This is a genomic window from Arthrobacter sp. 001422645 (assembly GCF_059816125.1).
The window spans coordinates 99,158-123,409 of sequence record NZ_JCBANT010000001.1; the positions used below are offsets into that span (position 1 = coordinate 99,158).

Below are 24,252 nucleotides of genomic sequence, written 5' to 3' on the forward strand. Positions count from 1 at the left end.
CAGCGGGCGGCCGGACCGTTCCGGCGGGGGCCGGGTGCCGCCGTGCCGGGTTCGACCGTGCCGGGTTCGACGGCGGCGGGTTCCACGGCGTCGGGCGCGACCGTGCCGGGTTCGACCGTGCCGGGTTCCACGGCGTCGGGCGCGACCGTGCCGGGTTCGACGGCGTCGGGCGCGACCGTGCCGGGTTCGACGGCGTCGGGCGCGACGGCGTCGGGTTCGACGGCGTCGGGTTCGACGGCAGCGGGCGCCGCCTTGCCCGGCTCGCGGAGATCAACCGAAGTGCGGGCGGCGTTCTCGGCAGCGGCCCCGTCCACGGGGGCCCTCACCGGCCCCGGACCTCTTCCAAGGGGGCCGTCCGACGGTTCAGGACCCTGCTTTATAGCCGACACCACGGACCGTCAATACAACTTCGGGGGCTTCCGGGTCGCGTTCGATCTTCGACCTCAGCCGCTGGACGTGGACGTTGACCAGCCGCGTGTCGGCAGCGTGCCGGTAGCCCCAGACCTGCTCCAGGAGGAGTTCCCGGGTGAAGACCTGCCAGGGTTTACGGGCCAGGGCCACCAGCAGGTCGAATTCCAGCGGTGTCAGCGAAATGCGCTCGGTGCCCCGGCTGACGAGGTGTCCGGCAACGTCGATGGTGACATCGGCGATACGCAGCGTCTCCGGCGCCTTCTGGTCGCCGGGCCGGAGCCGGGCCCGGACCCGGGCGACGAGCTCGGCCGGTTTAAACGGCTTCGGCACGTAGTCATCGGCCCCGGACTCGAGGCCGCGGACCACATCGGAGGTGTCTGCCTTGGCGGTGAGCATCACGATCGGCACATCGGAGTCGGCACGGATCTGTCGGCAGACTTCAATGCCGTCCATGCCCGGGAGCATCAGATCCAGCAGCACGAGATCCGGCTTGGCGGAGCGGAACACGTCCATCGCCTGCGCGCCGTCAGCGCAGAAGACGGGCTCGAACCCGTCATTGCGCAACACAATACCGATCATCTCGGCCAGCGCCTCGTCATCGTCCACTACCAGAATGCGTGCCTTCATATGTATATATTCCCCTATTGAAATGGCTTTGTCGTATTCACCGGTGCCCGGGCATGGCGCCGACCGTGTCCGGAGCACTCCCGGTGCCGCCCGCGGGGGCGCTGTGACAAACTGCCGCCAGTACCGCATGCTGGCAGGAGCCCGCCAACCGGCCAGCAACCCAGGAGGATTCTGTGAGCACCCCAATCTACGAGCGTGCGCTCGGCGCTGACTTTGCCCGGTTGCAGCCGCAGCTGCAGGAGTACTTCGCGCTGGCTCCGGGTTCCGGCCGCTACGGCGTCGGCGAAGGAGTGTTCGAGGTGGTTGGCTGCCGGCAGAAGTGGCTCCGCCCGCTGCTGCGCCTGGCCAGCGGCGAGGAGTCCTTTTTCCCGGAGTACGGCGAGGGCGTCCGGTTCCGGATCGAGAACCACGCCCACGTGGACCCGTTCGGCCGCTCCAGCCTCACCGCCCGGCGCGAGATCTTTTTCCCGGACATTACCCGGTTGTTCCACGACACCACCAGCTTCGATGAATCCAGCACCCGCCACGGCCTGGTGGACTACGTCGGGCGTTACCGGCGGCTTGTCACGGACCTCAACCTCAGCGTCACCGCCGGGGGCAGGCTCCGGGGAGTGTCAGAGGCCTCGCGTCTCTTCCTGGGACCGCTGCGGATTCCCCTGCCGGCCGCCCTGGACGCCAAGGCCTACGCCGAACAGTGGTGGTCGCCGGACGAGGGCGCGGCAGGAAAGCACAGGATCCAGGTGAAGGTGATCCAGCCGCAGCTGGGGCTGGTCCTGGTCTATGCCGGGCACTTCGACTATCGGCTGGAACCGTACCCCGGCGGCCTGTCGGCCCCGGGGTACCTTCCGGACCGCGCCAGGCCGGACCGCTGGGAAGGGCGCAGCTAAGGCGGTGCCGCCCCTGCCCTAGCCAAGCGCGAGCTGGTTGAGGCCGTCGGCGACCTGGGTCAGCCGCGTCAGCACAGCCGTCGCGGACGACGGCGAATGGCCGGCCAGCCCGCCCGAGGGCGTGACCCGCAGGGCACTGAGGGTCGAGGCCGGCAGGCCCAGTTGGCGCCAGGGCCGCCAGACGGTCTCCACGACGTCGGCGACGCGGGGCGGCGCAGCAGTGACGTCGGAGACATCGACAGCACCGGCCCACAGCCGTTTGCCCGCCTCCACCGCGCCGGCGAGGGTTTCCCACTGGCGCGAGGTCAGCGCGCGCAGGGGCACGGCGATCCCGTCCGCCCCGGCCGCCAGGATCCGGTCGAAGGGCGCCTCGACTTCCGGGACGGCGACCACCACCTCGACGGCGCCGGCCGCCCGCAGGGCATCGATGACCAGCTGCCACGCATCGGTGGCTTCCCTGCCCGGCACGGAGCGCAGGGTCCGGTAGCCGCTGGACGTGGGAATGGTGCCGGCCAGCACCGAGGCGATCTCCGGCTCGTCGATCTGGACCACGATGCGGGCCCCGGGGGCCGCGGCAGCGACGCGGCTGAGGTAGCCGCCGGCACCCGCCGCCAGGGAGGCCGCGAGGTCGCGCCGGGCACCGTGGTCGATCAGGGCACGCTCGCCGTTGTGCAGATGCAGGCCCGCGGCGAGACTGAGCGGGCCCCGGAGCTGGACTTTGATGTCCAGCGCCGGGGTGTCCTCGGCGCCGATCACGTCTGCGAGGATGTTGATGTCGGTGGACAGTGCCGAGCGTGCCCGCCTGAAGTCCTTGCCGGGCCGGTCCACGATCCGCCAGCCGTAGGGCTGCACGTCCACGGAGAGGTCCACCAGCAGGGAAGCGGTCCGGCCCAGCGCATCGGAACCGACGCCCCGGTCCGGCAGTTCCGCAAGGAAGGGCAGGTGCGGGCTGCCAAGCTCACCACGGATGATGCGCGCGGCCTCAACCGGGTCCTCGCCGGGCCAGGGGCCCAGTGCGGTGGCGGTAACCTGCTCCGGCTGCGCTGTCTGAGGTGCGGCCACGGCTAGGCGGTGGCGGAGATGGTCGGGCCGGCGGGGCCGGTTGCTTCACCGGCGGGCCGGGGGCGCAAGGACTGCGTGGCCGGGTGATCGGCGGCCAGTGCCGCCTCGTGGCCTTCGGCGATGGCTTCGTGGTGCCGGATGACCTCGCCGATGATGAAATTGAGGAACTTCTCAGCAAAGGCCGGGTCCAGGTGGGCCTCGGCAGCGAGGCGCCGCAGCCGTGCGATCTGCGCCGTCTCCCTGCCCGGGTCTCCAGCGGGAAGCTTGTGGGTGGCTTTCAGGAATCCGACCTTCTGGGTCGCCTTGAAGCGCTCGGCCAGCAGGTAGACAAGGGTGGCATCGATGTTGTCGATGCTGGAGCGGATCGACAACAGCTCCGCCATCACCGCGGGGTCCACCTGACCGGCCAGCGAACTGGCCTCGGGGTCATAGGAATCGGCTTCAGGATGAGTCTGGTTCTGCTCGGTCATTGACCCAGTCTAGGGGCACCTGCGCTAATCACTTCTGCTGTTAAGCGCCGCCTGGGCGGCTGCCCGGGGAACCTTCCTGTGCCCTTTCCCTACCTGCACAAAGGGACATGCCCACCGTTCGCAGCGAACGGCGGGCATGTCCCTTCAGGCAGTTGCCGGAGCGGCCTAGCCGTGAAGGACGGCGCGGAATTCCTCGCGGCGCCGGGCCTGCTCGTCCGGATCCGGTACCGGCAGGGAGGCAATGAGCTTCTTCGTGTACTCGTGCTGCGGGTTGCCCATCACTTGGTTACCGAGGCCCTGTTCCACCATTTTGCCCTTGTAGAGCACCCCGACCCAGTGGGACAGGATATCCACGACAGCGAGGTCGTGGCTGATGAACAGTGCGGCGAAGCCGAATTCGGCCTGGATGTCCTTGAACAGCTCCAGCACCACGGCCTGCACCGACACGTCCAGGGCCGACGTCGGCTCGTCGGCGATCAGCAGCTTCGGGTTCAGGATGAGCGCCCGTGCGAGCGAGGCGCGCTGCCGCTGACCGCCGGAGAGCTCATGCGGGAACCGGTCGGCGTAAGCTGCCGGCAGCTGGACGGCTTCCAGCAGTTCCCGGGTACGTTGCCGGGCCTGGGCCGGGGTCGGGTTGGTGTGGATGATCAGGGGTTCGGCAATGCAGTCCCCGATGGTCAGCTGCGGGTTGAAGGACGCGGCCGGGTCCTGGAACACGAACCCGATCTCCTTGCGCAGCGGCTTGAACGTGCGCTCCTTCAGGTTGAGCATCTCGTAGCCCAGGACTTTCAGGCTGCCGCCGGTGGTCCGGTTGAGTCCGGCGATGGCCCGCCCGATCGTCGTCTTGCCGGAGCCGGACTCCCCCACGAGGCCGAAGACCTCCCCCTCGGACAGGGTGAAGTTGACCCCGTCCACGGCTTTGAAAGCGGGGCTTCCCAGCCGGCCGGGGTATTCGATGGTCAGGTTCTTGGCCTCGACCAGCACCTTGCCGCCCTGGTGGGCGCGCTCGGTCATGCCGGCCGAGGCGGAGTTCCGGCCCAGGTGCGGGACCGCGGCCAAAAGCTTCTTGGTGTAATCCTGCTTCGGCTCGGCGAACAGCACCCGCGAGGACGCCTCTTCGACGACGTCGCCCCGGTACATCACGACGACACGGTCGGCGAGGTCCGCCACGACACCCATGTTGTGCGTGATGAGCACGATCGAGGTGCCGTACTGGTCCCGGAGATCCCGCAGGAGTTCGAGGATTTCGGCCTGCACCGTGACGTCCAGGGCAGTGGTCGGCTCGTCGGCCACGATGAGCCCCGGGTTAAGAGCCAGTGCCGCGGCGATGACGACGCGCTGTTTCTGCCCGCCGGAGAACTGGTGCGGATAGTAGTTGACGCGGGTTTCCGGGTCTGGGATGCCCACCTTGCGGAGCGCTTCGATGGCGCGGGTCTTGGCTTCCTTGGCGCTGACCCGCGCACCTCCCCCGTGGCCGGCATGGGAGCGGATGCCTTCGGCGATCTGCCAGCCGACCGTGAAGACCGGGTTCAGGGCGGTGGACGGTTCCTGGAAGACCATGGCCACGTCCCGGCCCCGGATCTCCCGGAGCTTCGCCGGGCTGACGCTGATGACGTTGCTGCCGTTGATCAGCACCGCGCCGGAGCTGATAGCGGTTTCCGGCAGCAGGCCAAGGATGGTCTTGGCGGTGACGGTCTTCCCGGAGCCTGATTCGCCCACGATCGCCACGACCTCGCCGGGGTTGACCTGCAGGCTGACGTCCTTGACGGCGTACACGTCACCGGCGTCGGTGGCGAAGGTGACCTTGAGGTGGTCGATGTCGAGGACCGGGCCGGCGCCTGTGCCGGGCTTGTCGATGTTGATGGTCATGAACTTCTCACTTCTGCGTCGAGTGCAGCCTGGGCGCCGGTGGTGGAATCCGGGCCGCCCTTGCCGGAGACAGCCTTCTTGCGGCCCCGCAGGCGGGGGTCGTTGAGGTCGTTGATGCTCTCGCCGACCAGGGTCAGCCCGAGGACGGTCAGCACAATGGCAAGGCCGGGGTACACGCCGGTCCACCAGATACCGGATGTGGTGTCCGCGAGGGCCTTGTTGAGGTCGAAGCCCCACTCCGCGGCCGACGTCGGCTCAATGCCGAAGCCCAGGAAGCCCAGGCCGGCGAGGGTGAGGATGGCCTCGGAGGCGTTGAGGGTGAAGATCAGGGGCAGGGTGCGGGTGGCGTTCTTGAAGACATGGAGGCGCATGATCCGGATGTTGGAGGCGCCCACAACCTTCGCCGATTCCACGAACGGTTCGGCCTTGAGCCGGATGGTCTCGGCCCGGATGACACGGAAGTACTGCGGGATGAAGACGACCGTGATGGAAATCGCCGCCGCGAGGATGCCGCCCCAGAGGCTGGACCGGCCACCGCTGATGGCAATCGCCATGACGATGGCCACGAGCAGGGGCGGGAAGGCGTAGATGGCGTCCGCAATCACCACGAGGGTCCGGTCCAGCCCGCCGCCGATATAGCCGCTGACCAGGCCCAGGATCACACCGATGAAGATCGACATGACCACGGCCACAACAATCACGAGGACAGCCGTCTGGGCCCCCCACACGACCCGGGAGAAGACGTCATAGCTGCCGACGGTGGTGCCCCAGAGATGTTTCCCGCCCGGTGGCTGCTGCGACGGGAAGTTGCCTTCCGCGTCAGAAATCTGGGAGAAGCCGAAGGGCGCGATCAAGGGCGCGAAGATCGCGGTCAGCAGGAAGAGCGCGGTCAGGACGAGCCCTCCCACGAGCATGCCCCGCTGCAGTCCGACGCTCTTGTTGAACTGCGAGATGATCGGCAGGCGCCGGAACCAAGGTCCTCGGGGGTCCTTGACGGGTTCATTGACAGCAGTGGTGCTCATATCAGTACCTCACGCGGGGGTCGATCAGCGCGGCGACAATGTCCACGAAGAAGTTGGTCACGGCCACGATCACGGCAAGGAGGACCACGATGCCTTGGACAGCCACGAAGTCGCGGGCTGTCAGGTAGGTCGCGAGCTGGAAGCCCAGGCCTTTCCATTCGAACGTTGTCTCGGTCAGCACCGCGCCGCCCAGCAGCACGGCGATCTGGAGCCCCATCACGGTGATGATGGGAATGAGGGCCGGTTTGTAGGCGTGCTTGGTGAGGAGACGGTATTCGCTGACACCGCGGGAGCGGCCGGCCTCGACGTAGTCCTTGCCGAGCGTGCCGATCACGTTGGTCCGGACCAGGCGCAGGAAGATGCCGGCGGTCAGCAGGCCGAGGGCGAGGGCAGGCAGGATGGCATGTGCCATGACGTCGGCCAGGGCTGCCATGTTGCCGCTGCGGATGGCGTCCAGCCAGTAAATACCCGTGGGGGCCTCAAGCGAGGTCAGGGCGAGCTCGGTGGCGGGCGTCGCGCGTCCGGCGACCGGCAGCCAGCCCAGCCAGACCGAAAAGGTCAGCTTGAACAGCAGGCCCGAGAAGAAGACCGGCGTGGCGTAGCAGAGGATCGCGAAGACGCGCAGGCCGGCGTCCGGGCCCTTGTCGCGCCGGTGTGCGGCGATCAGTCCCAGCGGGATGCCCACAACCAGGGCGACCAGCAGGGCGTTGATGGTCAGTTCCAGGGTGGCTGCGCCATATGTGACGAGCATCTCCGCGACCGGGCGGTTGTCAGAAAGGGTGGTACCGAAGTTGCCCGTAAGGAGCTGGGACAGGTACTCGAAGTACTGCACGAATATGGGCCGGTCGTAGCCGGCCGCGGTGATTCTCTCCGCGAGCTGTTCTGGCGGGAGCCTGCCGCCCAGGGCGGCGGTAATCGGATCGCCGGTGGTGCGCATCAGGAAGAACACCATGGTGACCAGGATGAGGATGGTCGGGAAAATCAGGAAGAACCGGATGAAGATGTATCGGCCCAGTCCCCCGCCGGTCGATTTCTTCTTCATCGGCAGGAGGCCTTCGCCGTCGGTTGGCGGCGCCTCGATAAGTGTTGTCATTGGTACCTAAATGTGTGTTCCGCGAACCTTGTGGGCCACGGAATCGGTTGTCCTGTATCAGCACCAGAGGCGGGACGCCGTGAGGGCGCCCCGCCTCGTTGGCTGGTCAGAACCGGATGGGGATTGACCTACTTGGAGATAACACCAAGGCGGGTCTTGAAGGAAGCATCCAGAGTCTGGTCAACGCCCTTGACGTCCTTGCCGGCGACCATCAGCTGGGCGCCCTGCAGCAGCGGCAGCGTGGACAGGTCCTTGGCGACGGCGGTCTGGGCCTCGCCCAGGACCTTTTCACGCTCGGCCTTGTCGACGGTGGTCAGCTGCTTGTTGATCAGGTCCGTGACAGCCGGGTTTTCGTAGTGGTTCTTCAGGAAGTTGCCGGGGACGAAGAACGGCGTGAGGTAGTTGTCGGCGTCGGAGTAATCCGGGAACCAGCCGAGCTGGTAGACCGGGTAGACGTCCTTGGTGCGGTCCTTGTTGTACGTGACCCACTCGGTGGACTGCAGCTCAACCTTGAACAGGCCCGACTTCTCCAGCTGTTCCTTGACCATGGCGTACTCGTCGCCCGAAGACTTGCCGTAGTGGTCCGGGTTGTACTGGAGCTTGATGGTGACCGGCGCGGTGACTCCGGCGTCAGCGAAGACCTGCTTGGCCTTGTCGAGGCTGGGCTTGCCGCTTCCGTCGCCGTACATTTCCTTGAGCGGCTGGATGGCACCGACGAAGCCGTCAGGAACGACGGAGTAGGCCGGCACGTACGTGTCCTTGTAGACCTGGCTGGCGATCGCGTCGCGGTCGACGACGTGTGCCATGGCCTGCCGGACGGCAAGAGCCTTCGCGGGATCGGCGTCGGCGCTCTTGGCGCCGAACGGCATGGTGTCGAAGTTGAACACGATGTAGCGCAACTCGCCGCCCGGACCCTTGTGGACCTTGACCTTGGAGTCCTTTTCGAGGTCCGCGGCGTCGGTGGCCGTCAGGCTGCGGCCCGCGACGTCGATGTTGCCCTGCTGGACGTCCAGCTTGAGGTTGTTCGAATCGGCGTAGTACTTGATCGTGGCGCCGCCGTTGGCCGGCTTGCCCAGCAGGCCCTGGTAGTCCGGGTTGACTTTGAGGCCGACGAGCTCGTTCTTCTTGTAGCTCTCGATCGTGTAGGGGCCTGCGAAGGGCTTGCCCTTGACGATTTCGTCGTCGGTCATCAGCTTGTCCGCCGGGAAGACCTCTTCGTCGATGATCGGCCCGGCGTTGGCTGCGAGGACGCCCGGGAAGACCTGGTCATTGCCGGCCTTGAGCTTGAAGACCACCGTGGTGTCGTCCTTGACGGTGACCGAGTCGAGGTTGCCCAGTAGCGAGGCCGGGCCGTTGTCATCCGCGATGCTGACCACGCGGTCGATCGAGAACTTCACGTCGGAGGACGTCAGTGCGTGGCCATTGGCGAACTTGAGGCCGGGCTTGAGCTTGACGGTGTATTCGGTGGGGCTCGTGAAGGAAGCCGACTCGGCAATGTCCGGAGTGGAGTCAGCAGTGCCTGGCTTGGAGTTGAGCAGGAACGGATAGATCTGGTTCATCACCATAAAAGAACCGGCGTCGTACGAGCCGGCCGGGTCGAGGGTAACAACCTTGTCGGTTGTGCCGTACGTAATGGTGCCTCCGCCGGCCGCGCTGCCGGACGCCGTTCCGCCGCCGGAAGGTCCGGTGCAGGCGGTCAGTGCGAAGGCGGATACCCCGGCGAGCGCGATGGCGCTCTGCAGGGCCTTTTTGTTCATTGCCATCTGTGAACTTTCTGTTCGATGAGTACTGGTGCTCGCCCTGACGTACTTGAGACGACTCGGAGGGCGGCACGCTGTCCTGATCCCTCGATTCAACCAGACGACCAACAGGTGAATCGTTACATCTTGTGAGATGAGACACAAAATTTACACGAACGGGCGGAACTCATCATTATCTTCTGGAATCCCGCGTGAATTTCGGCAGAGTGCCGGGGGCTGCCGCGCGGCTCAGGCACTGCGCGGCCCAGGCGCTGCGAACCGACGAAAAGAGGCCGCGCACCAGCGGTGCGCGGCCTCTTTCGATGGGCCATGGGATGGCCTGCGGCGGTGTCATCCGATAACGGGTGGCCTAGAGGGCCGCCCGCTGCAGCGAACGCGCCGCGTCGATGGTGGCCTGGCCCAGCACCCGGCTGCCCTGGTACAGCACCACGGTCTGGCCGGGGGCCACCCCGCGCAGGGGCTCCGTCAGGGTGACGACAAGGCTGCCGGACTCCATATGCGCCGTGGCGGGTACGGGGTCACCGTGTGCCCGGACCTGGGCATAGCAGTCGAATTCCTCGCCGGTGTGTACCTCGGCGATGGGCAGCCCCGCCCAGGAGACCTTGATGCCGCGGATCTCGTCGATGGCCAGGAGCGCCTCGGGCCCCACCACCACCTTGTTTTCCTTGGGGCGGATTTCCAGCACAAAGCGCGGCTTGCCGTCGGCGGCCGGGGTGCCGAGCTTCAAACCGCGGCGCTGGCCGACCGTGAACGCATTGGCCCCGGGGTGCTCGCCCACCTTGGCACCGGACTCGTCCACAATGTCGCCGGTGGTCATCTCGATCTTCTCGGCCAGCCATCCGGCGGTGTCGCCGTCGGGGATGAAGCAGATGTCATGGCTGTCCGGCTTGTTGGCCACGGACAGGCCGCGGCGCTCCGCTTCGGCGCGGACCTCGGCCTTGGACGGCGTATCCGCGAGCGGGAACATCGAGTGCTTGAGCTGTTCGTGCGTGAGGACACCCAGGACATAGCTCTGGTCCTTGGCCCAGTCCGCGGCGCGGTGCAGCTCGGGGTTGCCCTCGGCATCGTTGATGACCTTGGCATAGTGGCCGGTGCAGACGGCGTCGAACCCCAGGGCGATCGCCTTCTCCAGCAGCGCGGCGAACTTGATCCGTTCGTTGCAGCGCATGCACGGGTTCGGCGTGCGCCCCGCGGCGTATTCATCGATGAAGTCCTGGACCACGTCCTCCTTGAAGCGCTCCGAGAAGTCCCACACGTAGTAGGGAATCCCGAGCACGTCGCAGGCCCGCCAGGCGTCGCGGGAATCCTCGATGGTGCAGCAGCCTCGGCTGCCGGTGCGCAGGGTTCCGGGCATCCTGGACAGCGCCAGGTGGACCCCGACGACGTCGTGTCCCGCCTCGACGGCGCGGGCTGCGGCAACGGCGGAATCGACGCCGCCACTCATGGCTGCAAGAACTCGCATACTGACTTTCTCTGGGGTTCAGGGGGTTGTTGCCGGCCCGGGCGGCTGCTGGACGCAGAAATAGCACAATGCCGGCCGACCCATTCTATCGCCACGCCGAATCCTCACCCAAAAGGCCTTGACGGCCCTCCGGCGTGATTCTAAAGTCAAAAGTGACAGTTTTAGATACCATTCCCGCGACAGGCGGCCCCGGGCGTGCCGGCGGCCGCAGGAATCGAGCACACTGTGGCCTCCTCCGAAAACATCGTGATCGTGGGCGGCGGCCTCGCCGGCGCCACCGCGGCCAAGACCCTCCGCGCGGAAGGTCACGGCGGGCCGGTGATCCTGCTGGCGGAGGAGCGGCACCACCCTTACCTGCGACCGCCGCTGTCCAAGGACTACCTCCTAGCCAAAGTCGACGACGACGCCCTGCCCGTCGTGCCGGCGGACTGGTACGCGGAGAACGGGGTGGACCTGCGGCTGGGCGCCGCCGTCACGCGGATTGATCCGGCAGCCCGCTGCGTGATTCTTCCGGACGGCCGCACGCTGGGCTACTCCTCGCTGCTGCTGGCCACCGGGGCACGTCCCCGGCACATTCCGCTGCCCGGCAGCGACCTGGAGGGGGTCAGCACGTTCCGCACCGTGGAGGACAGCCGCCGGCTGCGCGCTGCCCTGGCCGACGGCGGCCTCAACGTCGTGATGATCGGTTCGGGCTGGATCGGGATGGAGTTGGCCGCGGCGGCGAGCGCCTACGGGAATTCCGTCACGCTGCTGGGGCTGGAGGAGGTGCCGCTCAGTGCGGCGATCGGGCCGGAACTGGGCGGCTTCTTCCGTTCGCTGCACGAAGCGAACGGCGTCCGCTTCCGGCTTCCCGCCTCGGCCGCCGGGATCAGCGGCCAGTCGGGCCGGGTCACCGGCGTGGTCACGGATGCCGGGGACGTCCTGCCCGCGGACCTGGTGATCATTGCCGTGGGGGTGGTTCCCGAGGTGTCGCTCGCCGAGGCGGCGGGGATCGCGCTGGAGAACGGCATCCTCGCTGATGCCTCGCTGCGGACCTCAGTGCCCGGAATCTTTGCCGCCGGGGACGTCGCGAACGCCCTGCACCCCTTCACCGGCCAGCACCACCGCAGCGAACACTGGTCCAATGCCCTCAACGGCGGCAAAGTGGCGGCCAGGGCGATGCTCGGGCGGGACGCCTCCCTGGACACGGTCCCCTACTTCTACACCGACCAGTTCGACGTCAGCATGGAGTACTCCGGCTTCCCGGCACTCGTCTCGGGGCCGCCCACCATCCGGGGTTCGCTCGAGGGCAAGGAGTTCCTCGCCTTCTGGCAGCGCGATGGCCGGGTGGTGGCTGGCATGAGCGTGAACTGGCCTCGCTCCGGCAAGCCGCAAAAGCTGATCAAGCAGCTCATCTCGGCGAAAACCGCCGTGAGCCCTGCCGCCCTGGCCGATCCGGACATCCCGCTCGACGGGCTCCTGCCGCACGCCTAGTCCGTGGCGGCGGCCTGTCGGGCGACGGTGCCCGCGGTCTGGATGCTGGACTCGTGGCCGGCCATGCCGGCCTGCCGCGCGCGGGCGTAGGCCCCGGGCAGTGCCGCCAGCAGCGCGTCGACGTCGGCCTCGGTGGAGGAATGACCCAGGCTGAACCGCTGGGCGCCGCGGGCCGTGTCCTCATCCAGTCCCATGGCCAGCAGCACGTGGGACGGCCGGGGGACCCCGGCCGTGCAGGCCGACCCGGTGGAGGATTCGATCCCGGCCAGATCGAGCAGGAACAACAGTGAGTCGCCTTCGCATCCGGGGAAGGTGAAGTGGGCGTTGCCCGGCAGCCGCCCGTGGCCTGGGGTCCCGCGCAGCACAGCGTCGGGCACCGCTGCCAGGACGCCGTCGATCAGCCGGTCCCGGAGGGCCGCAATGCGTGCCGCTTCCTTCGGAAGGTTGGCGGCCACGGCTTCCGCCGCCGCGGCAAAGGCTGCAATGGAGGCGGTGTCCAGGGTCCCGGAGCGGACGTCCCGTTCCTGTCCCCCGCCGTGCTGCACCGGGGTCAGCTTCACTGCCCGGCCCAACATCAGCGCCCCGACGCCGACCGGGCCGCCGATCTTGTGCCCCGAGATGGACATGGCGTCCAGCCCGGAGGCGCGGAAATCCACAGGCACGGAGCCGAAGGCCTGGACGGCGTCCGAGTGGACCGGAACGCCGGCCCGGTGCGCCAGCTCGACGATCTCCGCCACGGGCTGGATGCTGCCGACTTCGTTGTTGGCCCACATCACCGTGACCAGGGCGATCGAGGCGGGGTCCCGGGACAGCTCGGCCGCCAGCACGGCCAGGTCCACGACGCCGTCCGCATCCACCGGCAGCCAAGTCACCTCGGCGCCCTCGTGCCGCTCGAGCCATTCGACGGTGTCCAGCACGGCGTGGTGCTCGACGGCGGAGCACAGGATCCGCGTGCGCTGCGGGTTCCCGGCGTGCCGGGCCCAGTACAGGCCTTTCACGGCCAGGTTGTCGGCTTCGGTTCCGCCCGAGGTAAAGATGACTTCGGAGGGGTGCGCCCCGGCCGCGGCAGCCAGCACCTCGCGGGCATCCTCGACGGCGCGGCGGGCGCGGCGGCCCGATCCGTGGAGTGAGGACGGGTTGCCGGTGCGGGCCAGCTCACGGGTCAGCGCCGCCAAGGCCTCCGGGGCCAGGGTGGTGGTGGCGGCATGGTCAAGGTATACGGGCACAGGCCAATTCTACCCGCGGTCCCGGCACGGCCCTGGTGTACATTCGAGCGGTGAAAGCGTCCGTGTACCTCGTCCTGGCCACACTCTTCTGGTCCGGGAATTTCATTGTCGCCCAGGCCGCCGTCGCCTCAATGACGCCCCTGGACCTGACGTTCTGGCGCTGGACGCTGGCCGCCGTACCGCTGGTGCTGCTGGCCCACTTCGTGGAGAAGCCGGACTGGCGCGCGGTGCTGCGCCGCTGGCCGGTGCTCCTCCTTCTCAGCGTGCTGGGCATGAGCGGCTACACGCTTTTGCTGTACGGCGCCCTCGGCCACACCTCGGCAATGAACGCGTCGCTGATCACGGCGGCCAACCCGGCTCTGATCGTTGTGCTGGCGATGGTCCTGACCGGCGAGAAGACCACGCGGCGCGGCTGGTTCGGCATCACCCTCGGCCTTCTTGGCGTCCTGCTGGTGTTGACCCGGGGCGAGCTGCAGCGGGTAGTCAGCCTGTCCCTGAATATCGGTGAAGTCATGATGATCGGGGCGATCCTCGTCTGGGGCTGCTACACGATCATCGCCCGCAGGCTGGACGTGCCGGCCATAACGGCCACCGCGACGCAGGTGGTGATCGCCGGCGTGACGCTGGCGCCCTTGGCCGTCGCCGCGAACGTGCAGCTTCCCGAGACGCCGGCCGAGGCGTGGTCTCTGGCCTACATCGTGGTCTTCCCGTCCCTGGGCGCCTACCTCCTGTGGAACCTTGCCCTGAAGACCACAGCGCCGGGTACCGCCGGGAACTACCTCAACCTGATTGTGGTCTTCACGGCGGTGATCACAGTGGTGCTGGGGACGCCGCTCACCATCGTTCAGATCATGGGCGGCCTGTTGGTAATCGCAGGGGTGCTGCTGACCGGGACGAAGGGGCGGTCAAAGTCCCCGGCGCCCGCCGTCCCGACGCCGGCCTCCGACCCCGCCCCGACGGGCCGCCACACACCCTAAGGCCGGATCCGGGCGCAGCACTGCGCCGGCTGCGCGGCGCCCTGGGCGCGAAGCTCGTCGATGGCGAGAGCCTGCACCCGGTCCGGATCGACTCCGCACCCCGCCGCGGCCCCTCCCAGAAACGCGCCGTTCATGGCACAGACCACATCGGTGTGGCCCTCGGCGATCCGGTGGAAAGGACAGTTGAGCAGCACCAGGCCGCCCTCGCCGTCGTCCTCCGGACGGTAGCCCTCCGCCGCGAGGAACCCGGCAAAGTCGGTGCCCGCCGCTGCCGCCCGGGCATCGTCCTGTTCCGTCAAGTCGGCCCTGGCATGGGCTGCCGCCACCCCCCTGGCGTAGGCGGTCCGCACCAGCGCTTCGCGGGCGGAACCGCCGTCGGCCGCCGACTCCTCGATGGCCGCGACCATCAGTTCGGCGGCCAGGTCGTAGTTACGGTCCGGCACCGACGCAGCAACTTCCCGGACGGCGGCCAGATACAGCTTTGCCGGCCGGCCCGACCCGGGCCCGCCCCTGCCCCCAAGCTTCCGGAATTCCACGGCCAGGAGCCCGTCCTGCACCAGCCGGTCCAGCTGGAAGGACGCCGTGCTCCGGGGCAGGCCGAGGGCTCCGGCGGCGTCGTCGCGACTGACGGCACGCCCGGCCGAGGCGACGAAATCGAACAGCTTCCGGCGGCTTTCGTCCCGCAGGGACGCGACGGCCGCAATCCTGCGGTTCCAAGGGGATCGGATCATGAAATCAGCCTAGCTCTAAAAACAAGATTCATTGCTTAATCGCTGGTTCCATTCTAAAATCAAGTCATCCACTTTTAGAAGGAGTCGTGATGAAATCCTCTGCATCCATCGCCGCGCCCGCCCGCCCACTGGCCGCGGCTCCCGAGCGGCAGGCCTTCCTGCTGCTCCGGACGGTGTTCACCGTTGCGCCGGTAGTCTTCGGCCTCGACAAGTTCACGAACCTGCTCACCGACTGGACCATGTATCTGGCTCCCGTGGTCACCGATGTTGTGCCGGTGCCTGCCCAGACCATCATGTACATCGTTGGCGTCGTGGAGATCGCCGCCGGCCTGGCGGTTGCGCTGAAACCGCGCTTCGGCTCGCTGCTCGTGGCGGTGTGGCTCCTCGGAATCATCGTCAACCTGATCGTCCTGGGCGACTTCTACGACGTCGCCCTGCGGGACTTCGGACTGCTGGTCGGGGCGCTGGCGCTGAACCGGCTTTCGCCAAAGCTCTCGACCACGCGTCGGGACTGAAGGGTTCCGCCCCCGGCCCCGGGCCGGGTCGCAACCGGCAGCACTTCCCGACGGAGGACTCAGGCCGACGGCGGAACGACGGCGATCCGCGCTTCGGCGTCGGCCCGTGCCGCAGCCAGCGTCCGGGCGTCGGGGCACGAAACGGACAGGTACACAGAGGAGCCCGCTTTGCTGAACAACCGGGCGTAGATAGCGGTGGCCCTGGCGCCGGCCCGCTCCCCGCCCGTTAACACCAGCACCTCGACGCGCGGAGCGGGCTCGCCGGGCTCGCCACCCCAGCGCAGTGTCGCCGGCTTCAGATACCCGGGAAGGATGCTGGCATCCAGGTACTGGAAGAGCGCCTCGGTGGACGCCCTGTCGTTCCCGGTGACGGCGAGGGCTGACTGGTTCGTCCGTACCTTTGCCGATGCCACACAGCCGTCCTCTTTGACGTACCGGTTCGCGCCGGCCACGTTCTCCCCGCCGGGCTTCCATCCCCGCACCTCCCGCAACCCGTCGGACAGCTGGATGGGCACGCCGGCCGCCAGCGTTTCTCCGGCAGTGAAGGGCATGTCCTTCGCGGCGACGGCAGCGGCGTCATATCCGGGTGTGACGGTGGGGGTGGCGAGGGTCGGAGTCGCTGGTACCGCCTTGGGCGCTGCGGGGTCCGGAATGCCGACGCTGCAGCCGGCCAGCGCCGTCGCCACTGTGAGCGCCAGGAATGCGCGGCTCCCCCGGCGCACAGACCGCGCGCGGTGCGAACCGGCCCCTGCGGCCGCCGTCGCCGTCATCTCTGCTTCCCGCCTGCTTCCCATGCCTTGCCCCGATTCCGCTACGCCGGTTCGTTTTCCCGCCCGAGCCTCCGCACGATTCTAGACTCCCCCGGATCCGCGCCGCGGAAGGCCCGTCCGGAGTCCTGCCCGCGGCTACGCCAGAACGCGGATCGCCCCGGGAACCACTTCGATGGTGAGGGGCAGCGGGCCGATCCGCTCCCCGTCGGCGTAGGCCACCACGTTGTCGGCGGACAGCTCCACTTTGCGGACCCGCCGGATATGTACGGCCGGATGCCCGAGGTGGCCGCCGGAAAAGACCCTCGGAAAGACCTTCAGCAGGCCTGTCCGGGAGAGCGGGCCGACGATGAATAGGTCCAGGTAGCCGTCGTCGAGCACCGCGTCGGGCGTGACCTTCATTCCGCCGCCAATCGATTGCCCGTTGGCGACGGAGATCAGCATGGCGCCCTGCCGCCAGGTCCCGCCGTCGGCCGTGACGGTGTAGTTGATGGCCCGGAACGAGGCGAGTTCGCGGAGCATGGCCAGGTGGTAGCGCGCTTTGCCGCGGGGCCACCGCCAGGCGTTGGCCCGTTCATTGACGGCCGCGTCGAACCCGGCGGACACCACACCGGCGAACCAGCGGGACGTCCGGTCGGAGGACGCCCGTCCCGCGTCGATCATTCGCCCGCCGGTGGCCAGGGCGGCGAGCACGGCCGCACAGGCGCCGGGGATGTCGTGGGCCGGCACCTCCAGTGCGCGCGCCGTGTCGTTTCCGGTGCCTGTGGGGACGATCCCCAGCGGGACCGCACCGAAGGGCATGCCCGATCCGGCCAGCGCATTGACGCCGAGGTGGACCATGCCGTCACCGCCCACCATCACGAGGGCATCCACGCCGGAGGCCAGCGCCTTTTCCACGGACGCCGCCAGCGCATCGTAGCTGTCCTCACACAGGAGCAGGACGTCGGCCCCGGCGGCCCGGAAGTACGCGGCTACTTCGTTGCCGGCATGCAACCCGCGGCCAAAGGATGCCCGCGGGTTGACGGCAACGGCGATGTTCATGCGCTGAATTATGCCAGCCGTCGGGAACCTTCCGTGCCGGTACGCTCGTTCTCCCCCTAGCCGGTTAAACTGGCCAGGCCGGACGTCCAGGATGGGCTGGCACCATCGACGCAAAGGATTCTTGCTTGACGCAGGGCAACAGCTCGCATTACCAGGTCCTTCGGATCCCCGTGACGGCGACGGACAAGGAAATCAAAGTGGCCTACCGCAAGGCCGCCCGCACCGCGCACCCTGACCACGGCGGGGACCCGGCCGCTTTCCGGCGCGTCACCCTCGCCTACGAGACGCTGATCGACGCCAAGAGCCGGGCCGACTACGACCGTTCCTACGGCAGCGGCACTGACTTTTCCAGCCGCACCGCCCCGGCCGAGGAAGGTGCCCACTTCGACGCACCGGCCGCCGGCAGCCGGGCCTCCGCGCATGTCCGCCGGCCCAACACACCGCGCAACACCGCCGCGGACGCCCCGGTCTACGTCCCGTCCTTCGAGGAGGTGGCTGCCGGCGGCGGAGTGCCGCTGATCCCACGGGACCTGGCGGGCCTGCAGGTCCACGGGCTGCCCCGCAAGCGGGGCATCTTCGGCGCGGAGGCAAGGATCCAGCGGGAAATGCGCACCGTGCAGCTCATCAGCCGCCAGGTGCTCCCCGCCATCCCGGCCGCCCGGCTCATCAACGGGCTGCAGTCCCCGGCGGACAACAGCCACATCGACCACGTGGTGCTCTCCGGCTACCGCATGGCGGTCATCGGCTCCATGCTGCTGCCGCCCGGCGCCTACGCCTGGAACGGCAGTGCCCTGACCCACGGCGGACGGTCCATCGCCCCTCCCCAGCTGGCCCACGTGGTGCGCCGGATGCAGGACATCTTTCCGGAGCTCAACGTCACCGGCTGGACCGTGGTCCACAGCACCGATGGCAACCTGCACGAACCGGTGATCGACCGGCACCGCCGCCCCCCGGGCCGGGACGACGGCCACGAAACCGTCCAGGTGGTCAACGCCGCCGGGCTGGCCCGCGGACTCAAGCAGTTCCTGAGTTCCGGCCCGGCCCCCAACACTGTCATCGTCCCCGTGCTCGCCCGGCTGCTGCGCGGGATGCACTAACAGGCTCGCTAGGATGGGACGGTGTTCCGCATCCTCTTCCACTCCCCAGAAATCCCCGGCAATACGGGCAACGCGATACGGCTGGCCGCCATCACGGGCGCGGAGCTGCATCTGGTCGAGCCTTTGGGCTTCGATTTCTCCGACGCGAAGCTGCGCCGGGCCGGCCTCGACTACCACGACCTCGCCGTCGTGACCGTCCATCAGGACATCGACGCCGCCTGGGCTGCCCTCGCCCCGGATCGTGTCTTCGCCTTCACCTCCGACGGCGAGGCTTCCTACACGGACATCAGCTACCGGCCCGGCGACGTTCTGATGTTCGGCCGGGAATCCGTGGGCCTGTCCGAGGAACTCAAGCATGACCCCCATGTCACCTCCCGCGTCCGGCTGCCGATGCTGCCTTCCCTGCGGTCGCTGAATCTTGCGAACGCAGCCTCGATCGCGGTCTACGAGGCCTGGCGCCAGAACGGATTCACCGGCGCCAAGCTGTAGCTGCCGCAACTTTTCCCGGGCCCCGCCCATCCGGTTCCACCGCTGTTCCGAATCACTTGTGAAGCCCAATCACACTGATGGGCCCCGGGAGCGGGGAAGGGAGCGAGGAGCGGCAGGTGACAGCATTGCAGGCGTACAGGCGCCCCGTCCGGCGGGTTGCGGGCGGCCACACCGCGGGTGACGCCCTTCATGACCCGCGATCGGCGGCGGGCACCTTATGCTTGAAGGTGATGGACACTCCCAACGCCCCGAACCCCGAGGCCGCCGCTCCCCCGGGCACGTCAGTCGATGTGAACCGCAGGCTCGGCGGATTGCTGGAACAGATTGCCCGCGGCGACCAGGCAGCCTTCGCAGAGTTCTACGAACTCACGTCCCGGCGTGTCTTCGGCATGGCGCGGCGGGTGCTGATCGACGTCGAACTCAGCGAGGACACCACCCAGGAGGTCTTCCTCCAGGTCTGGCAGAACGCCGCCAAGTTCAATCCCGAGGCCGGGAGCCCGCTCGCGTGGCTGATGACCATCTCCCACCGCAGGGCCGTGGACAAGGTCCGCTCCTCCCAGTCGTCCACCGACCGGGAAGCGAAGTACGGCGCCAGCAGCCAGGACATAGACCATGATTCAGTCTCCGACGAGGTCGGCAGCCGACTGGAAGCCGAGGCTGTGGTCCGCTGTCTGGAGACGCTGACCGATACACAACAGGAGTCCGTGCGGCTCGCCTACTACGGCGGCCTCACCTATCGGGAAGTCGCAGAGAAACTCAATGCTGCGGTGCCCACCATCAAGTCCCGCATCCGCGACGGACTAATCCGGCTGAAGACCTGTCTGGGGGTGAGTTGAGATGACCGACATGAACGCACATAACAACGGCCGTGTCCCCTCCGGCTTTGCCGCCGATATCGCCACCGACCTTGCCGCCGGCCGCGCGGCCGACCTTGCCGAGCTGTACGCCCTGAACGCCGTGGACGACGCCGAGCGTGCCGCCATCGAGGGACACCTCGCCTCGGCTCCGCAGACCGAACGCGCCGCCTTTGACGAGCGCGTACGGCAGGCCCGGGAGACGCTGGCCACGAGCTTCACCGCCGAGGAGGAACCCCCGGCCGGACTACTGGACCGGATCATGGCATCCCTTCCCGCCCAGGCCCCGGCCGCTGTGGCCGGCACGCTCCCGGAACAGAACCCGACGGCGGTACCTCCAGTCGTGGCCCGGCCCGTCCGGGAAGCACCAGAGCTCTCCGTCACCGACGAACTCGGCGCCGCCCGCAAGCGCCGGGAGGAACGGCGCCGGCCGCAGGGCATGCGCAACTGGCTCGTCGGCGTCGCTGCCGCCGCCCTCATCGCCGTGGGCGGAGTCGGCGTCGGGGCCTACGTGGCCAACCAGAACGATCCGCTGACCCAGGTGCTGCAGGCCGGCGATGTGCGCCAGGCGACAGTCGATGTCACCGGCGGCGGCACGGCCACCGTGTCCGTCTCGCCTTCGAAGGACGCAATCGTCGTCAAGATGAACGACGTCCCGGCGCCTCCGCCCGGCAAGGTGTACCAGATGTGGCTTATTCCGAAGGACGGCTCAGCGCCGGTCTCCCAAGGCCTGATGGACGCGGAAGCGCTGTCCAAGCCGGCTGTTGTCAAGGGCATCAGCACCGCAGCAGCGCTCGGCATTACGGTGGAACCGACCGGCGGCTCGACGTCGCCGACCATGCCCACCGTGGCTGCCGCCCCCTTGGGCGCCTAAAACCGGAACCAGCGAAACCGCGGGCCCCGCACCTTCTGAAGGTGCGGGGCACGCGGTTTTTGTCTCGTTGCGGCCTGGGTCCCCGCGGTTAGTGACGGACGGCGTCGAGGTGGAGCCGGTCAATGATCTCCTGCGCTTCGTCCGCCGGTGCGGAGCTGACGCTTAGGGTAATGGCGTTCTCTTCAGGAGTGGGGGCTTCGAGCGCCTCGAACTGGGATTCGAGCAGGGCCGGGGGCATGAAGTGCCCGTGACGGGATGCCAGCCGGTCTGAGATCCGGTCCCTGCTGCCGTCGAGGAAGACGAACACCACCCCCTCGCCGCGCAGGACATCCCGGTAGCGCTTCTTCAGCGCGGAGCAGGTGACGACGCCGGGAGTGCCGGCTTCGGTGTGCTGGCGGATCCATCCGGCGATGCTTTCCAGCCAGGGCCAGCGGTCCTCGTCGGTCAGGGGCCGGCCAGCCTGCATCTTCGCCACGTTGGATGCCGGGTGCAAATCATCGCCCTCCGCGAAATCCCAGCCCAGCCGGCCGGCCAGCAGGCCCGCCACGGTTGACTTCCCGGATCCCGAGACTCCCATGATCACGAGCACGGGGCGCTGTGCAGTCTTCGTCACTGAAGCCGCCTTCCTCAATTAAATATGATTTAAACAGAGTCCAGCTTATGGGAGAGGACCGGCAGGGGCAACACTAAAAGCCGGCGATGGTCCCCGCGCCGTTGACTTCCACGACGTGGAAGGCCTCGGCACTGCGGCCCGCCGGCAGTCCGCCGCGCTCCGCGGTCCGGACCATCAGCCCGCGGACCGTACGGTCCATGGCCTCGATGTCGGGGTGTTGGCTGACATGGATATGGATGGCAGCGAGTTTGCCCTCGACGTGGTCCGTGACGTCGACGAAGTGGTTCTCGCGTTCCTCCGGCCCGGCGAAGAGCCACAGCCAGGGCAGCTTGTAGGCCTCCAGCCCTGCCTCGGCCAGCTCCGGGTACGCGAACGGGTTCTCCAGCGCCGGATACACCGCCCGGGTCACGGCCTCCCCCACCGCCAGATGGTCGGGGTGGCTCTTCTGGATCCGGTTCCAGTTCCGTTCGGGGTGCATGGAGAGCACGACGTCGGGCCGGAGTTGCCGGATCAGCCGCACGACTTCGCGGATCACCCCGTGCGAGGGTTCGAGGTAGCCGTCGCGTTCATGCAGGTAGTGGACGTCGGTGACCCCGACGACGGCGGCCGCACGGCGCTGTTCCTCGTTCCGCAGCCGGACGATCTCATCCCGTTGCGCGGGGTCGAAGCCGCCGGCGTCTCCGTCCGTCATGATGCAGTAGCTGACGTGAACGCCGGCGGCGGTCCAGGCGGCGATCGTGCCGGCGGCACCGAAGTCGACGTCGTCCGGGTGGGCAGTGAAACAAAGCACCCGCTCGACCCGGTGGTGTTCCGGATCGAACGGGCTTTGCGCCTGCGTGGCGAAGGTGTTCAAGGACTCAGCCCCGGCGCTTCTTGATTTCCTCGGTGGCCTGCGGCAGGACCTGGAAAAGATCCCCCACGATACCGAAGTCGGCGATTTCGAAAACGGGAGACTCGGCATCCTTGTTCACGGCCACGATCACCTTGGCGGTCTGCATGCCGGACTTCTGCTGGATGGCCCCGGAGATGCCCGCCGAGATGTACAGCTGGGGCGAAACGGTCTTGCCGGTCTGGCCGATCTGGGCGTCATGCCCGATCCAGCCGGCGTCCGTCGCGGCGCGGGAAGCGCCGATGGCTGCTCCGAGGGCATCGGCAAGGTCTTCCACCGGGCCGAAGTTGCCGTCGACTCCTCGCCCGCCTGCCACAACGATCCGCGCCTCGGCGAGGTCCGGGCGGCCGCTGGCGGCCTTGTCGCTGCGGGCGGTGATCCGTGCCGACGCCGCGGTGGCGGTCTCCGGCACTGCCACCGTGACCGTCGCCGGCGCCGTGCCGGTGACGGCCGGTTCCGGAGTGACGCTGTTGGACTTGACGGTCAGGACCGCGACGGGAGTGGTGGCCCTCGCCGTGGTGAGGTAGGAACCGGCCAGCACGGACTTGTGCGCGGTGCCGTCCGGATCCACGGCAACGACGTCGGTGATGACGCCGGCACCGAGCTTGATGCCCAGTCTCGCCGCGGTTTCCTTGGCCTCCGCCGAGTTCTCGGTCAGGACCACCGTGGCCTCCGCGGTCTGCACCGCGGCGGCAAGATAGGACGCTTTGGGGCCCACGAGGTAATCGTCGAGGTCCGCCGCGGAGGGCCGGTACAGCGTTTGAACGCCGTAGGCCGCCAGGGTGGCCGCGACGTCGTCGTGCAGTTCGCCGTTGAACGCGACCGCAGGCTCGCCCAGGGACCGGGCAATGGTGAGCAGCTCCAGGCTGGCCTTTTTCAGCGCCTGGCCCGGGTTGTCAATGAATACCAGTACTTTTGCCATGTCTGCGGATCCCCTTAGAGCAGCTTCTGGGCGGCCAGGAAGTCAACCAGCTTGATGCCGGCGTCGCCCTCGTCGGTGATGATGGTGCCGGCGGTGCGCGCCGGGCGTGGCTCGGCGGAATAGACGGCGGTCCAGGAACCGGAGCGTCCCACGTGCGCGGGGTCGACGCCGATGTCGGCAAGGGTCAGCGTGGTGATGGACTTCTTCTTGGCCGCCATGATGCCCTTGAAGTTCGGGTACCGGGGGTCATTGATCTGGTCCGTGACCGAGACGAGGGCCGGCAGCGTCGCCTCGATGGTGTCGGCGTGGAGGTCGCCGTCGCGGCGGGCGGTGAGTTTGGCGCCGTCGAGCTCCAGGGAGGCCGCGAAGGTGACCTGGGGCAGGTCCAGGCGCTCAGCAAGCTGGGCGGGGACCAGGGAGGTCTCGCCGTCGGTGGAGGCCATGCCGGTGAGGATGAGGTCGGCGGGGGTGTCCGCACCAAGGTGGCGGATGGCCGCGGCCAGGGCCAGCGAGGTGGCGGCGGCATCGGATCCGGCCAGTGCGTCGTCGCTGAGGTGGACGCCTTCGCTGGCGCCGATCTGGAGGGACTTCTTCACCGCGTTGACAGCACCGGCGGGACCCATGCTCAGGGCGATGACCTTGTTGCCGGCAGCCTCCCCGCCGCGGGCCTCAATCAGCTGGAGTGCGGCTTCCAGGGCGTACTCGTCAAGTTCGGACAGGATGCTCTCGGAACGGTCCGTCGTGTTGCCCTCGCCCGTGAGGTGTCGGTCGAACTGAGCGTCAGGGACGTGCTTGACCAGCACGATGATCTTCAATGTCTCTTCCACTGTGTTTGCAGCAGCCTTCCATGCGGGTGGACAGCCAGCCGGGTGGGGTCGTGGCCACGGAACGCCCGGCGTGCCGGGGTGCTCTTAGCTAACCATATCGGCGGTCCCCGGCGCGGCTTGGGTTAAGGCCTGTGTCACCGCCGGGCAGTGCACGGCATGGCGCTGTACGGCACAGCAAAGGCCCGCCAGCACGGCGAAGGCCGGGCAACACCTGATGGTGCTGCCCGGCCCCGGGCGGGATCGCTGTGTGTTGCTGCCGCCAGCTCTGCTGTTACTGCCAGCCCTGCTTTACTG

The 24,252-nt window shown here is 68.1% G+C and carries 24 protein-coding genes; 8 read left to right on the plus strand and 16 right to left on the minus strand.

From position 1 onward, the window contains the following. Nucleotides 1-363 precede the first annotated feature (363 nt). On the minus strand, nt 364-1,038 hold the full coding sequence (mtrA, locus tag AC6EUH_RS00445; RefSeq protein WP_056425831.1) for an MtrAB system response regulator MtrA: 675 nt from the start codon (nt 1,036-1,038) through the stop codon (nt 364-366). A 173-nt stretch (nt 1,039-1,211) separates the two neighbouring features. On the opposite strand from mtrA, the gene AC6EUH_RS00450 reads away from it, so the two are divergent. After that, nucleotides 1,212-1,925 carry a DUF4166 domain-containing protein gene (locus AC6EUH_RS00450; RefSeq protein WP_056425828.1) on the plus strand — a complete coding sequence of 238 codons (714 nt, stop codon included), beginning with the start codon at nt 1,212-1,214 and terminating at the stop codon, nt 1,923-1,925. Between the two features lie 18 nt (nt 1,926-1,943). Here the strand turns inward: AC6EUH_RS00450 and AC6EUH_RS00455 are convergent, their stop codons facing one another. From AC6EUH_RS00455 to mnmA, 7 genes are all read right to left on the minus strand, one after another. Next, nucleotides 1,944-2,987 carry a uroporphyrinogen decarboxylase/cobalamine-independent methonine synthase family protein gene (locus AC6EUH_RS00455; protein ID WP_056425825.1) on the minus strand — a complete coding sequence of 348 codons (1,044 nt, stop codon included), beginning with the start codon at nt 2,985-2,987 and terminating at the stop codon, nt 1,944-1,946. A 2-nt stretch (nt 2,988-2,989) separates the two neighbouring features. Then, nucleotides 2,990-3,457: a chorismate mutase gene (locus AC6EUH_RS00460; RefSeq protein WP_499737502.1), complete on the minus strand. Its 468-nt coding sequence runs from the start codon at nt 3,455-3,457 to the stop codon at nt 2,990-2,992. A 165-nt stretch (nt 3,458-3,622) separates the two neighbouring features. Then, nucleotides 3,623-5,326 carry an ABC transporter ATP-binding protein gene (locus tag AC6EUH_RS00465; protein ID WP_499737503.1) on the minus strand — a complete coding sequence of 568 codons (1,704 nt, stop codon included), beginning with the start codon at nt 5,324-5,326 and terminating at the stop codon, nt 3,623-3,625. Then, the gene (locus AC6EUH_RS00470) at nt 5,323-6,348 is read right to left on the minus strand and encodes an ABC transporter permease (RefSeq protein ID WP_056425816.1); all 1,026 of its coding nucleotides are present in this window, start codon (nt 6,346-6,348) and stop codon (nt 5,323-5,325) included. The genes AC6EUH_RS00465 and AC6EUH_RS00470 overlap by 4 nt, the downstream gene beginning before the upstream one ends. A gap of 1 nt (nt 6,349) precedes the next feature. Further along, on the minus strand, nt 6,350-7,441 hold the full coding sequence (locus tag AC6EUH_RS00475) for an ABC transporter permease (RefSeq protein WP_499737504.1): 1,092 nt from the start codon (nt 7,439-7,441) through the stop codon (nt 6,350-6,352). 128 nt (nt 7,442-7,569) lie between these two features. After that, nucleotides 7,570-9,204, minus strand: a complete 1,635-nt coding sequence (locus AC6EUH_RS00480; protein WP_056425811.1) for an ABC transporter substrate-binding protein — start codon at nt 9,202-9,204, stop codon at nt 7,570-7,572. Nucleotides 9,205-9,550: 346 nt separating this feature from the next. Next, a complete protein-coding gene (mnmA, locus tag AC6EUH_RS00485; RefSeq protein WP_499737505.1) occupies nt 9,551-10,663 on the minus strand; it encodes a tRNA 2-thiouridine(34) synthase MnmA in 1,113 nt (370 codons plus the stop codon). Nucleotides 10,664-10,888: 225 nt separating this feature from the next. Here mnmA and AC6EUH_RS00490 point away from each other — a divergent pair, with 225 nt between their 5' ends. After that, the gene (locus AC6EUH_RS00490) at nt 10,889-12,136 is read left to right on the plus strand and encodes an NAD(P)/FAD-dependent oxidoreductase (protein ID WP_499737506.1); all 1,248 of its coding nucleotides are present in this window, start codon (nt 10,889-10,891) and stop codon (nt 12,134-12,136) included. Here AC6EUH_RS00490 and AC6EUH_RS00495 read toward each other — a convergent pair. Continuing rightward, entirely contained in the window at nt 12,133-13,362 is a 1,230-nt protein-coding gene (locus tag AC6EUH_RS00495; RefSeq protein WP_499737507.1) for a cysteine desulfurase family protein, read from the minus strand. The genes AC6EUH_RS00490 and AC6EUH_RS00495 overlap by 4 nt on opposite strands. Nucleotides 13,363-13,412: 50 nt before the next feature. Here AC6EUH_RS00495 and AC6EUH_RS00500 point away from each other — a divergent pair, with 50 nt between their 5' ends. Beyond that, a complete protein-coding gene (locus AC6EUH_RS00500; RefSeq protein ID WP_499737508.1) occupies nt 13,413-14,339 on the plus strand; it encodes a DMT family transporter in 927 nt (308 codons plus the stop codon). Here the strand turns inward: AC6EUH_RS00500 and AC6EUH_RS00505 are convergent. Beyond that, nucleotides 14,336-15,070: a helix-turn-helix domain-containing protein gene (locus AC6EUH_RS00505; protein ID WP_499737509.1), complete on the minus strand. Its 735-nt coding sequence runs from the start codon at nt 15,068-15,070 to the stop codon at nt 14,336-14,338. The two genes, AC6EUH_RS00500 and AC6EUH_RS00505, sit on opposite strands and share 4 nt — an antisense overlap. An 89-nt stretch (nt 15,071-15,159) precedes the next feature. Between AC6EUH_RS00505 and AC6EUH_RS00510 the strand changes: the two genes are divergently transcribed. Beyond that, a complete protein-coding gene (locus AC6EUH_RS00510; protein WP_499737510.1) occupies nt 15,160-15,585 on the plus strand; it encodes a hypothetical protein in 426 nt (141 codons plus the stop codon). Between the two features lie 59 nt (nt 15,586-15,644). On the opposite strand, the gene AC6EUH_RS00515 is transcribed toward AC6EUH_RS00510, so the two are convergent. Further along, nucleotides 15,645-16,355 carry a hypothetical protein gene (locus AC6EUH_RS00515; RefSeq protein WP_499737511.1) on the minus strand — a complete coding sequence of 237 codons (711 nt, stop codon included), beginning with the start codon at nt 16,353-16,355 and terminating at the stop codon, nt 15,645-15,647. Nucleotides 16,356-16,490: 135 nt separating this feature from the next. Further along, a complete protein-coding gene (locus AC6EUH_RS00520; protein ID WP_499737512.1) occupies nt 16,491-17,393 on the minus strand; it encodes a diacylglycerol/lipid kinase family protein in 903 nt (300 codons plus the stop codon). A gap of 125 nt (nt 17,394-17,518) precedes the next feature. On the opposite strand from AC6EUH_RS00520, the gene AC6EUH_RS00525 reads away from it, so the two are divergent. The 4 genes from AC6EUH_RS00525 (at nt 17,519) to AC6EUH_RS00540 (ending at nt 20,707) form a co-directional block, all read left to right on the plus strand. Next, nucleotides 17,519-18,490, plus strand: a complete 972-nt coding sequence (locus AC6EUH_RS00525) for a J domain-containing protein (RefSeq protein WP_056425784.1) — start codon at nt 17,519-17,521, stop codon at nt 18,488-18,490. A gap of 21 nt (nt 18,491-18,511) precedes the next feature. After that, nucleotides 18,512-18,979, plus strand: a complete 468-nt coding sequence (locus tag AC6EUH_RS00530; protein WP_056425780.1) for a tRNA (cytidine(34)-2'-O)-methyltransferase — start codon at nt 18,512-18,514, stop codon at nt 18,977-18,979. 230 nt (nt 18,980-19,209) lie between these two features. Then, nucleotides 19,210-19,815: an ECF RNA polymerase sigma factor SigK gene (sigK, locus tag AC6EUH_RS00535; RefSeq protein WP_056425775.1), complete on the plus strand. Its 606-nt coding sequence runs from the start codon at nt 19,210-19,212 to the stop codon at nt 19,813-19,815. 10 nt (nt 19,816-19,825) lie between these two features. Continuing rightward, nucleotides 19,826-20,707 carry an anti-sigma factor gene (locus AC6EUH_RS00540; protein ID WP_499737513.1) on the plus strand — a complete coding sequence of 294 codons (882 nt, stop codon included), beginning with the start codon at nt 19,826-19,828 and terminating at the stop codon, nt 20,705-20,707. Nucleotides 20,708-20,795: 88 nt separating this feature from the next. Here AC6EUH_RS00540 and AC6EUH_RS00545 read toward each other — a convergent pair whose 3' ends face one another. The 4 genes from AC6EUH_RS00545 to AC6EUH_RS00560 form a co-directional block, all read right to left on the minus strand. Then, nucleotides 20,796-21,320, minus strand: a complete 525-nt coding sequence (locus AC6EUH_RS00545) for a gluconokinase (RefSeq protein WP_056425772.1) — start codon at nt 21,318-21,320, stop codon at nt 20,796-20,798. 73 nt (nt 21,321-21,393) lie between these two features. Continuing rightward, the gene (locus tag AC6EUH_RS00550) at nt 21,394-22,173 is read right to left on the minus strand and encodes a PIG-L deacetylase family protein (protein ID WP_499737514.1); all 780 of its coding nucleotides are present in this window, start codon (nt 22,171-22,173) and stop codon (nt 21,394-21,396) included. 4 nt (nt 22,174-22,177) lie between these two features. Beyond that, nucleotides 22,178-23,131, minus strand: a complete 954-nt coding sequence (locus AC6EUH_RS00555) for an electron transfer flavoprotein subunit alpha/FixB family protein (protein WP_499737515.1) — start codon at nt 23,129-23,131, stop codon at nt 22,178-22,180. Between the two features lie 14 nt (nt 23,132-23,145). Then, the gene (locus tag AC6EUH_RS00560) at nt 23,146-23,958 is read right to left on the minus strand and encodes an electron transfer flavoprotein subunit beta/FixA family protein (RefSeq protein ID WP_499737516.1); all 813 of its coding nucleotides are present in this window, start codon (nt 23,956-23,958) and stop codon (nt 23,146-23,148) included. Nucleotides 23,959-24,252 lie beyond the last annotated feature (294 nt).